Here is a 10,832-nt window from a genome sequence, read left to right as displayed (position 1 = left end):
GCGGGGGGGGGGGGGGGGGGGGGCGCGCGCCCTCGCCGGCGGGGGCGGCCCCCGCGCCGGGGCGGGCGGGGGGCCCGGCCGCGGCGATGCCCGCCTTGCCCGCCGTCGCGCCGCCGGTGCCGAGCGCCGGGGACCCGAACAGATCCAGCGCCGCATCGGCCGAGAGCGAGACCCCCGCGCCCGCGGAAAGCCCGACATCGAGCGACAGGCCGAGCTCGGCCTCCAGCGAGATGTCGGCCGAGAAGCCCGCCGAGAAGCCGGCCGAGAACTCCGCCGAGAAGCCCGCGGAAAAGCCCGCCGAGAACCCTGCCGAGAGGCCGAGCGAGAAGCCGCCGGAGCCGAGGTCGAACAGGCTGTCCGCCCCCGCCGCACTCGCCGCGTCGCGCATGCTGCCCGGCGAGGGCGCGGCCGCCGCCTGCGCGCGGGCACGGTCCTGGCTGTCGATCTCGTAGCGGAACTCCTGCTCGGTCAGCGTGATCTGCACCTTGCTGCGCAGCGGCACGCCGCCCGGAGAGAAGTAGTCGAAGGTTTCCTGGTACTGCGTGATCAGTCCGTTGAAGACGATGCTGCCCCAGCGGAACTGCACGCGCTTCGGTGCGGGCTGCTTGTTCTTCCCGCCGCCGCCCTGCTGGCTTTCGTCCGCCTGGATCAGCAGCGCCAGCGGCCGCGTGCGCAGGCGCACATCCAGCTCTTCTTCCTGCACCGGCGCGCGGCCATCCTCGCCGTCGCGCGGGCGCGTGCTGTCGAACACCGCCTCGAAGGAGAGCGTGGCGGAGGAGGCGCCGACATCCTGCACCTGCTGCCGCCCCTGCCGCGACCGGTCGCGCGACTGCCCGGCGCTGGTCTTGAGCGTCAGCGTCGCCGGGTTGAAGTCCAGCGCCACCGCCTGGTCGTCCTGCGGCGTCCTGCCGGCATCGTCGAAGGGCACGATGCTGGCGCGGCGGAACTGCGCGGTCATGACGCGGCCTCCCGCATCAGGCCTTCATGCGCGATGTGCAGCTCCTCGATCGCCACGTCGGTCGCGCCCTTCGCGGCGAGGTCGGCGGACTTGACCTTCGTCACCAGCCCGCGCGTGAAGGACCACACCGCCTGCGGATCGCCGCGCGGGCCTTCGGGGCCGAAGACGGTGACGGCGCCGGAGACATAGGGCAGGGGAAAGGTGCCGTCGGTGCAGCGGCGGATCCAGGCCCAGAAGCCATCGTCCAGCGTGACCCCGCGCTTCAGCACCAGCGCGGGCGAGCTGACCTTGCCCGGCAATTGCCGCACGCCGAGGTTGTAGCCGCCTTCGCGCAACGGCGTCATCTCGATGTTGAGCTCCAGCCCCGTCACCTCGCTGAAGGCGCCGCGTGCCGCATGCGGGCTGCCATCGGCCAGCCCCTCGTCGCCGCCGAAGCCGGAGACGGTGATCTCCACGCTGAAATTGAAGCGCGTCAGGAATGCATCGCTCATCCTTCCGCCTCCAGCGCCACGCCGAGGCCATCCCGCACCAGGCGGAACACGATGAACTCCGCCGGCACAGCCGGCGCCACGCCAACGAGCAAGATGACCTGCCCGCTGTCGCGCGCGTGGAGCGGCGTTGTCGTCGCGTCGCAGCGGGCGAAATACGCCTCCCGCGCCGTGCGCCCCGCCAGCCCACCGGCGTCGAAGACGGCGCGCAGCCGCTGCGTCGCGGTGCGCACCAGCCCGGCCCAGAGCACCTGGTCGTTCGGCTCGAAGGGCGCCCATTCCAGGTCCTTCGCGATCTGCAGCTTCAGCCAGTCCACCAGGCGGCGGACGGAGATGTGCGTCCAGTCGCGATCGAGCGATGTCGTGCGGCTGCCCAGCAACATCAGCCCGCGCTCGGTCGGACGGATCACGTCCACCCGTTCCTCGTGCAGGAAGCCGGCATCGGGCAGGCCGGGATCGTCCGCGATCGCAAAGGCGCTGCGCAGCGCCTGGTTGGCCGGCGCGCTCCAGGGATGGCCGGCGATCTCGACGCGCGCGGCGATGCCCGCGGCGACGCAGGCCGGCGGCAGCACCACCGCCGCCGCGCGCGGATCGCCCGCATCCGGCGCCAGCAGCCAGGGCGCGTAGAGGGCCGCGCGGTCGGATGCCAGGGCGCGCCGCCAGGCGCCGATCTCGCCGGGCGTCAGCCGCGGCGGCAGGTCGAGCAGCGCGATGCGCGCGCCATGCGCCTCGCAGGCCGAGACCACCGCTGCCTGCGTGTCCCGGAGGTCGTCGAGATCCTCGCCGAGCCAGCGATAGTCCAGCACCGGGCGCGCCACCGTCGCCGCCGGCGGGATGCAGGCGCCGAAGCAGGGCGCGCCGGCCTCCGGCGCCGGGTCGGGTGCCGCGGGTTCGGCCGGCGCCGGGTGCAGCAGGTCCGGCAGCACGATCAGCGCCGCCGGCGAGAAGGGCTGCGCCCTGTCCCATTCGCCGAGCGCGTCGAGCGCCGCCGGGCGATTGGCGAAGACCAGGAAGCGATGATCGGCGTCGCCGGCGAGGTGCGACGGCGTGATGCCCGCGGGTTCCAGGAAATCATGGCGCCGCGTGGTCTGCGCCGCGTCGCGGCCCTGGCGCACCGGCGGCAGGTCGGCGCCGGCGACCAGCAGGCCATCGGGCGCGGCGAGCAGGTCGTCGCTCGGATAAAGCCAGGAGGCACGCTGCAGCGCCGAGGGACGGAGGAATTCCGACCCCGGCGGATCCTCGGGCCCACCCCAGATGCGGTCCGGCGATCCCGCTTCGGTCTCGGGGTCGCTGCCGTCCACCGGCGGCGGGATCAGCATCTCGGAGACCGCGCGGCGACCCAGCAGGCGCGGCAGGTAACGCGGGTGGTCGGCGTGCAGCCCGGCCTCCTCCCAGCTTTCCACCACCTGCCCGTCCAGCGTGATCGCAAGCGACAGCAGCACTTCCTCCGCGCCGGTCGCGCTGGCGGCCAGGCGGAAGCCGGCGGGCGGCTCGGGCGAGAGCGTCAGGCTCACCGTGCCGCGCCCGGCGGCTTCCACGGCGGCGACATGCGCCACATGCCAGCCGCGCAGGCCGGCCCGCGTGCCGGGCAGCCGCAGCGTCGTGCCGGGCAGCCCGCGATGTGCCGGCGCCAGCCAGCGCCGCTGCCACACCGGCGCGCCGCCGCCCGACGGCGTCACCCAGCGGAAGTCGCGCACCAGCGGCAGGGCGCGGCGCCGCGCCGCGAGCCGCAGCAGCATGCGGTTGGCCCAGCTGCCGGGATTGCGTGCCGCGATGCGGATCGCGCGGCGGGAGGGCGCGGTGCCATGCGCGGTGACGCCGGGCAGCACGAAGCGCGCGGTGCGGGCGTTGCGGTGGTCCATGCAGCGGATCGCGATGCAGCGCCGCCCGCCTTCCGCGAAGAAGGCGCGCACCGCCTGTGGCAGGTTCAGCCCGGCGACGGCACCCCCGAACAGCCGCGTGAACGCCGCGAAGCTGTCGAGCGGCACCGGCGTGTTCAGCGGCCCGCGCTCCGCCAGCCCGATCAGGCAGGCGGTGTCCAGCCGCACGATCCGGCGCACGGAAGCGGTCGCGCGGGCCTCGTACACGCCAGGCGGCAGCCCGGGGCGATACAGCGCGCCGGCGGCGAAGTCCGCCCGGCGAAGAGAGGCGCTCATGGCCGCCTCACTCCATGCTGATGTCCTCGCAGACCAGCGCGAGTTCCTCCATCGCCACGTCGGTCCCGCCCTTCGCCGCAAGGGTCGGCCCGGTCAGCTTGGAGGGCCGCGCATTGATGAGCTTCCAGCTCATCACGACGGCGGCGCGGTCCTCGCTCATCAGCTCCACCACAACCGTCGCCTTGGCGTCGAGCTTGCCCTGCCGCGCTTGGTCGATCCACTCGTAGAGGTCGAGCCGCCCGATCAGCCCGCGCTTCAGCGTGACGTCGCCGGCCTTGTACATCAGCGCCACCTTGCGCGGCCGGTTGAAGGCATCGGTGCCATCGCGGTAGTCCGCATAGGTCATCTCGGTCGAGAGCCCCGACACGTCGGAGAAGCCCGCCTTGATCTCGGTGCCCGAGGCGGGCGTGATGGTGACCTTGAAGTTGAAGGCCCCGTAGGGATCGTCGCGTGTCACAGCCATGATGCGTGCTTTCCCGTTTCAATGCCGCGGGCCGATCCGGCCGCCGGGCCTCGCGGCCCCGCGGCCTTCGGGCCGCTGCCCGTCAGACGATCGAGGCGTCGGCCGTCCATTGGCCGATGCGGAAGATGACGAATTCGGCGGGCTTGGTCGGCGCGACGCCGATCAGGCAGACCAGCCTGCCGTTGTCGAGGTCCGACTGGCTCATCGTGGAGCGGTCGCAGCGCACCCAGTAGGCCTCCTCCGGCTTCGTCCCCATCAGCGCGCCGCTGCGCCAGATGTCGTAGAGGAAGCTCTCGATGGTGAGTCGGATCTTGAGCCAGAGCGTCTCGTTGTTCGGCTCGAACACGGCCCATTGCGTGCCGCGGTCGATCGAATGCTCCATGAAGATGAACAGGCGCCGCACATTGATGTAGGTCCATTCCGGATCGCTGGTCATGGTCCGCGCGCCCCAGACGCGGTAGCCGCGCCCTTCGAAGAAGCGCAGGCAGTTCACGCCTTCCGGGTTCAGCACGTCCTGCTCGCCCTTGTTCACCGGGCGGGAGAACCGCAGGATGCCGCGCACCACCTCGTTCGCCGGCGCCTTGTGCACGCCGCGCTCGATGTCGCTGCGGGCATAGATGCCGGCCATCGCCCCTTCGGGGCTCAGCAGCAGCGTCTCTCCGGTCAGCCCGGAGGGGCGCGGCACCACCAGCCAGGGGTAGTAGAGCGCGGCGTAGGTGCTGTCGTGCTGGCCGCGCACGCCGCGGATCGCGGCCGAATCCGCGTCCGACGGGCCGGCGACGATGCCGAAGCGGTAGCGCATCCGCTCGCAATGCGAGATCACCGCGCCGCGCACCAGCTGCGCCTCGGTATCGGCGAGCGCGGCGCCGCCGGGCGCGGCGACGATCGCGATGTCCTCGATCTCCTCGAGCGCGACGAGGCCCGTGGCGTCGTGCCCGGCGCCCTCGCCGACGAAGATCTCGGAATCCGCCAGCCGGCCGTCCACGCCGCCCGAGAGCTGGATCGGCGAGGCGGCGATCAGCGCCGCCGCCAGGCCCCCCGCGAATTCCGCGCGCTGCGCCGCCGTGGTCGGGAGCGTGCCGGCATCGAAGAAGATGCGGTTGGTGCGGTCGGGCGGCGGGCCGACCCCCGCATCGTGGTCCTCGTGGCGCAACACGCGGCCGATGAAGACGTCGGAGTCCTGGTGCGGCGAGAGTCCCGCATGGTTGTCCGACCGATCGCCGGTTGACCCGTCGCCATTCGGCTGCACGAGCAGCGCCAGCGTCACCTTCTGCACGCTGACCAGGCCCGCGGCATTGATGTCGAGCGTGCCGCCCGCGCCGGTCAGCACCGGGCGGCCGGTTGCGTCGAGCGAGACCGCCCAGAGCGCGGTCGGTTCGAGCGCCTGCGCGCCGGTTGCCGCCACCACGCGATCCTTCGCGGCGCTGTTGTTGGACTCGACAAGGTCGCCGGGCCGCACGCCGGCAAGGCTGCGGTTCGGTGCCGTGCCGGTCAGCAGGTTGCCGCTGCGCGTGCCGCTGGCGCGCACCACGACATTGCCGGCGCGGCCGGGGAAGCGCGCCCGGATGAAGCGGTCCGCGCCCAGCACCGACAGCGCCGCCGAGGATGCGCGGGCGTCATCGGCCGTCTCCCCCGCCGGCGGGTTGAACACGCGCGCCACATAGACGCGGCGGCCGCCATTCTCGAAGAAATGCCGCACCGCGAAGGCGAGGTGGTTGGTCGTCAGCCCCTCGGCCAGCACCAGGTCCTGGCTGTCGCCGAAATAGCGCTGGAACTCCTCGAAGGAGGTGACCAGCTGCGGCGCGCCGGTGACCGGCCCGAACCGCGCCTGCCCCACGAATCCCGCCGTGGAGGTCGCGACCCCCTCGATGGATTTCGCGCGGAAGGAGGTTTCCTCCACATAGACGCCGGGGGCCAGGTATTCGGGCATGCGCGTGCCTCCTCAGGCCAGTTCGATGTCCCAGCGGGTCTGCTGACCGCCGAAGATCGGGAGCGTGGGGTCGTTGCCGGGCGCGCCGGTGCGCCGCACGCCGCGCGCATCGCGCAGCGCGAAGGCCCGGCGCTCGAAGGATGCGCCCGGCGCATCGGGATCGAGCGCATCGCGCTCGGCGGGCAGGGCGCCCAGGAAGTCCTGCGCGAGGGCCGCGGCCAGCGCGGTGCGCGGCGCATGCACGACGAGCTGGCGCGTCGCGCGCCAGGGCGGATCGCCGCCGATCACATCGGGCCTTTCGCCGGGCAGGCGCAGCGCATAGCTGCCATCCGCGGCACTCCAGGAGAGATGCCGGCGCACGACGCCTTCGACGAAGGTGGTGACCATCAGCCGCGCCAGCGCGACCGGTCGGCCCGACGCATCGCGCACCTGGCCCCACGCAGCCGTGGTGCCGGGGACAAGCGGCGCCGTCGGCGACGCATGCAACTGCACCTCCCGCAGCAGCGGCCGCGGCGACATCGCCGGCTCCGGGATGCCGGCCTCGAGGCGACGCCGCACGGCTGCGCGGTCGGGCACGACCACCTCGAACCGCGCGGGCTGGAAGCGGTTGGCCGGATCGGACACCAGCAGGCGGCGCAGGCCGGGCGGCAGGCGGAGGAAGCCATAGAGGCCGGTCTCGGCATGCCAGCCGGGGCGTTCCGCCGCGCCTTCCGCCGTGACGCGAAGCCCCTCGATCGGCGGCGGCGCCGCCGGGCAGCCGATCGCCACATGCAGCAGCGGCCGCAGCGCCAGGACCCCGAGCGCGACGACGCGATCCACGCGATAGCCGGCGGCGAAGGCGAGGGCGGTGCTCATCGCGGCACGCCCGGTATGCCGATCAGTGTGCGTGTCTCGACCATCGGGGCGTCCACGCGCTCGACGGGCGCGAGGCGCACCGTGCGCACCAGATAGGGCATGGACAGCAGCGGCGGTCCCTCGAACCCGTCCCATAGACGCAGGAAATCCTCGTTCTCCAGCGGCTCCGGGCTCACCTGCAGCGCGAGTCCCGGCTCCCACGCATAGGAGGGGGAGAGCGTCGGGCCGGAGATCACCGCGAAGCGGTCCAGGATCTGCATGCAGCGGCCGAGCATCACCTGCTCGCCTTCGGCCGAGTTGAGCCCCCAGACGATCAGCAGGTAGTGCAGCTCGAGACCGAGCGCGCTGCGCGATGGCGCCGTCGGCGCCGTCCGCGGCAGGTCCACATGCCGCCGCGTCTGATCGAGACCGACGCGGTAGAGCATGAGCCCGACACGGTTCTGCAGCGTCGGGCGCACATCGCGCGAGGACATGGCCTGCACGGTGTAGCCATCCAGTCCGCCGCCTTCCGTCAGGCGGGTCCTGAGAAGCTGCACGAGGCTGTCGGTGGCGCCCGCGATGGACACGGCCCGCAACGCCCTCCTGCTGCCACGCGACGTGCCGGAAGCTCGGCTCGCGGCGCGGCGGAAGCAGCATCGCCGCGCTGCGCGACGTTACGGCGTGGTCTTCGCGCGACGCAACCGTGAATCTCGTCGCGTTCGCGAAGTGTACTGTCCGGGTTGCGCGCCGGCGCGGCGCCTCGCGCCTGCCTGCCAATGCGCACAGCGCTCCGCGCACGCCGCGCGGCGTGGCATGGATCTCGCGCAATCGTGACAGTTGCGGGCGCGGCAGGACAGCGCAGGCTACTGCAGGCGCGTCGCGTAGGTGATCGGCGGCCCCAGGTTCATCGCGCCTTCCAGCCGGTAGCCGAGCTCGAGATTGCTGCGCCGCACCCAGACCTGGCGCAGGTCGAACAGCGGCACGCTGCAGCCCGCCTCCAGGATCTTGCGCTGCGCGGTCGCCCAGAGCGCGAGCTGCTTCGCCTCGTCCGGCTCGGCGCGCGCCGCGTCGATCTCGGCATCCGCCACGTCGCAATGGGCGAAGTTGAGCGAGGCGGCCGGCTGGCCCGGTGCGCTGCGCGCATGGTACATCTGCGTCAGGTAGCTGTCCGCCACCGGGAAGCGCGCGGCGCCGTAGAAGGTCATCTGCGACAGGTTCTGGCGGATGCGCGCGTGATAGGTCGCATGCTCCACCACATCCATCTCGAGCCGGATGTTGGCGCGGCGGAGCTGTGCCTGGATCACCTCCATGATCGGCAGCTGCGCGGAGTTGGAGGAGACCACGGCCTTGATCGTCACCCCCTCCGGGTGCCCGGCCTCGGCCAGCAGGGCGCGGGCGCGGTTCGGGTCCGGCGCGAAGCGCGGCACCTGGTCGGTGCTGCCGAGATAGCCGGGCGGCACCGGGCTCGGCCAGGGCGTCGCGACGTCGAGCCCGACGAAGCGCGCGATGGCGCCGGGATCGACCGCGTGCTGGATGGCGCGGCGCACGCGCAGGTCGTCGAGCGGCGCGGACCGCGTGTTGATCAGCAGGGTGCGGAACTCGCCGGGCGAGAACACCTCGACCACCGTGTTCGGCTGCGCCCGCATCCGCTCCACCCAGCGCTGCTCGCGCCGGCCGATGATCAGGTCGAGCTCGCCGGAATTGTAGGCGAGCTCGCGCGTCGCGTCGGAGGTGATGAAGCGGATGTCGATGGCGCGGATGGCCGGGCGCCCCCGCCAATGCCCGTCGAAGGCGACCATCCGCGCGGCGCCGCCGCCGGCGCGCTCGAGGCGGAAGGGGCCGGTGCCGGGCGCCTGCCCGCCGGCATCGGCGCGGCGCGAGACGATCAGCCCGCCATGGTAGTTCGCGAACAGCCCGAGCGCGCCGGCGACCGGCTCGCTCAGCGTCACGCGGACCGTCATCGGGTCCGCCAGGTCCACCGCCGTCGCGGCGCGGTAGTCGCCGGCGAAGGCGCTGCGCTGGCGGTCGGCGGAGCGCCGCAGGGAATAGACGACGTCCTCGCCTTCCAGCGGGTTGCCGTCGTGGAAACGCACGCCCTGACGCAGCCGGAAGGTGAAGGTCCGTCCATCGGCGGAACGCTGGAAGGATTCCGCCAGGTCGGGCTCCAGCCTCGCCGGATCGGCGCTGCCGGGCGGGAAGCGCATCAGCCCGTCATACGCCCAGGAGGCCGTCGCCTTGTCCTGCGTGGCCGTCGCCTTGTGCGGATCGGTGGTGCCCAGGTCCTGCGCGATCTGGCCGACGCGCAGCGTCTGCGCCTGCGTCGCACCCGCCATCAGCAGACCCATGGCCAGGGCCGTCATCGTTCGGCGCATCGTGTTTCCTCCCTCCTGCGGCTTGCAGGATGAGCCAGGGCACGTCACGCTCGCAACCCATGGAACGCTACGATGTCGCGGTGATCGGTGGCGGCATGGTCGGCACCGCCATCGGCTATGGCTGTGCCGAGCGTGGTGCGCGCGTCGTGGTGCTGGACGAGGGCGACGTCGCGCTGCGCGCCGCGCGCGGCAATTTCGGGCTGGTCTGGGGCCAGTCCAAGGGCGACGGCATGCCGGCCTATGGCGCCTGGACGCGCCTCAGCATCGCGCTCTGGCCCGCCTTGGCGGAGCGCGTCTCGGGCTTCGCCGGGCGGGACGTCGCCTATCGCCCGGTCGGCGGCCTCACCTTCTGCCTCAGCGAGGCGGAGCTCGCCGAGCGGCGCGACTTCGTGCATCGCCGGCACAACCAGGGCCATGGCACCGTTCGCGTCGTGGACCGGCGCGAGCTGCTGGAGATGATGCCCGGCTGCCCGCTGGGGCCGGAGGTGGTGGGCGCCAGCTACGACCCGACTGACGGCCATGTGGACCCGCTGACGCTGCTCCGCGGGCTGCATGCCGGGCTGCGCGCGGCCGGTGGCGCGCATCTGCCGGGCGCGCCGGTGGTGGCCATCGATGCCGTCGGCGGCCTCTATCGCATCCAGCGCGCGGATGGCGCGGCGCTGATGGCCGGGCGCATCGTCGTCGCTGCCGGCGTCGCCACCACGCGCATCGCGGCGATGGTCGGTCTCGATGTGCCGGTGCGGCCGGTGCGCGGCCAGAACATGGTCACGGAGCGCCTCGCGCCGATCCTCCCGAAGCCCGCCAGCGCCATCCGCCAGACCGGCGACGGCACGGTGCAGATCGGCGTGACGAACGAGGATGACGGCATCCTGGAGACGCCGACCACCACCGCGGCGCTGGCGAAGATGGCCGCGCGCGCGATCCGCGTGCTGCCGCCGCTTGCCGCGGCGCGGATGGTGCGGAGCTGGGCGGCGCTTCGGCCGATGACGCCGGACGGCTTCCCCGCCTATGCCGAGAGCGCGACGCATCCCGGCTGCTTCGTCGCCGTCTGCCATTCCGGCGTCACGCTCGCCGCGGTCCACGCCGGCCCGATGGCCGAGGCCGTGATGGGCGGCGGCATGCATCAGCTCGCCGCCGAGCTCCACCCCGACCGCTTCGCACGGATGCCGATCCAGCATGTTCCGACGCACTGATCCGCCCGACATCGCCATCACCTGGGACGGGCGCGAACTGCCGGCGCGCAGCGGCGAGAGCCTGGCCGCCGCGCTGCTGGCCGCCGGCGTGCTGAGCTTCCGCGAGACGGCGGTGAGCGGCGCCGCGCGCGGTCCGCTCTGCCTGATGGGCGCCTGCTTCGACTGCCTGGTGGAGGTGGACGGCCAGCAGAACGTGCAGGCCTGCATGACGCCGGTGCGCCCGGGCCTCAGCGCCGCGCCGCAACACGGCGTGCGCGACCTGCCGGAGGCGGATGCGGCGTGAACACCGAGGTGGACCTGCTGATCGTCGGCGCCGGACCGGCGGGCATGGCCGCGGCGGTGACGGCGCGCGGCGTGGTGCTGACGCCCGACCTCGGCGGCCGCGCGACCACGGACCAGGTGACGGACGCGGTGATCGGGGCGCTGAAGGGCGCGAAC

The 10,832-nt window shown here is 73.1% G+C and carries 10 protein-coding genes; 2 read left to right on the top strand and 8 right to left on the bottom strand.

All coding sequences use genetic code 11. From position 1 onward, the window contains the following. The 8 genes from AC1MIR_RS14055 to AC1MIR_RS14020 form a co-directional block, all read right to left on the bottom strand. Positions 1–958: CIS tube protein (locus tag AC1MIR_RS14055; RefSeq protein WP_480028821.1), on the bottom strand; the 958-nt coding region annotated here is incomplete at its 3' end. Continuing rightward, complete coding sequence (locus AC1MIR_RS14050; RefSeq protein ID WP_480028820.1) at positions 955–1,449, bottom strand: phage tail protein; 495 nt, start codon at positions 1,447–1,449, stop codon at positions 955–957. The genes AC1MIR_RS14050 and AC1MIR_RS14055, both read right to left, overlap by 4 nt. Further along, positions 1,446–3,602, bottom strand: a complete 2,157-nt coding sequence (locus AC1MIR_RS14045) for a phage tail sheath C-terminal domain-containing protein (RefSeq protein ID WP_480028819.1) — start codon at positions 3,600–3,602, stop codon at positions 1,446–1,448. The genes AC1MIR_RS14050 and AC1MIR_RS14045 overlap by 4 nt, the downstream gene beginning before the upstream one ends. Before the next feature lie 7 nt (positions 3,603–3,609). After that, the gene (locus tag AC1MIR_RS14040; RefSeq protein WP_480028818.1) at positions 3,610–4,065 is read right to left on the bottom strand and encodes a phage tail protein; all 456 of its coding nucleotides are present in this window, start codon (positions 4,063–4,065) and stop codon (positions 3,610–3,612) included. Positions 4,066–4,147: 82 nt separating this feature from the next. Next, a complete protein-coding gene (locus tag AC1MIR_RS14035; RefSeq protein ID WP_480028817.1) occupies positions 4,148–5,995 on the bottom strand; it encodes a phage tail sheath family protein in 1,848 nt (615 codons plus the stop codon). A 12-nt stretch (positions 5,996–6,007) separates the two neighbouring features. Next, a complete protein-coding gene (locus tag AC1MIR_RS14030) occupies positions 6,008–6,850 on the bottom strand; it encodes a hypothetical protein (protein ID WP_480028816.1) in 843 nt (280 codons plus the stop codon). Beyond that, complete coding sequence (locus AC1MIR_RS14025) at positions 6,847–7,416, bottom strand: Pvc16 family protein (RefSeq protein WP_480028815.1); 570 nt, start codon at positions 7,414–7,416, stop codon at positions 6,847–6,849. Before AC1MIR_RS14025 ends, AC1MIR_RS14030 begins: the two co-directional genes overlap by 4 nt. 276 nt (positions 7,417–7,692) lie before the next feature. After that, the gene (locus tag AC1MIR_RS14020) at positions 7,693–9,189 is read right to left on the bottom strand and encodes an ABC transporter substrate-binding protein (RefSeq protein ID WP_480028814.1); all 1,497 of its coding nucleotides are present in this window, start codon (positions 9,187–9,189) and stop codon (positions 7,693–7,695) included. A 71-nt stretch (positions 9,190–9,260) separates the two neighbouring features. On the opposite strand from AC1MIR_RS14020, the gene AC1MIR_RS14015 reads away from it, so the two are divergent. Both AC1MIR_RS14015 and AC1MIR_RS14010 read left to right on the top strand, forming a co-directional pair. Continuing rightward, positions 9,261–10,394 carry an NAD(P)/FAD-dependent oxidoreductase gene (locus AC1MIR_RS14015; RefSeq protein WP_480028813.1) on the top strand — a complete coding sequence of 378 codons (1,134 nt, stop codon included), beginning with the start codon at positions 9,261–9,263 and terminating at the stop codon, positions 10,392–10,394. After that, positions 10,378–10,677: a (2Fe-2S)-binding protein gene (locus tag AC1MIR_RS14010; RefSeq protein WP_480028812.1), complete on the top strand. Its 300-nt coding sequence runs from the start codon at positions 10,378–10,380 to the stop codon at positions 10,675–10,677. Before AC1MIR_RS14015 ends, AC1MIR_RS14010 begins: the two co-directional genes overlap by 17 nt. The last annotated feature ends 155 nt before the right edge of the window (positions 10,678–10,832 follow it).

The sequence above is a fragment of the Falsiroseomonas sp. RANM36 genome, assembly GCF_056682175.1.
Note: the sequence above shows the minus strand (reverse complement) of the source record. Positions and strands in the feature narration are given on the sequence as shown.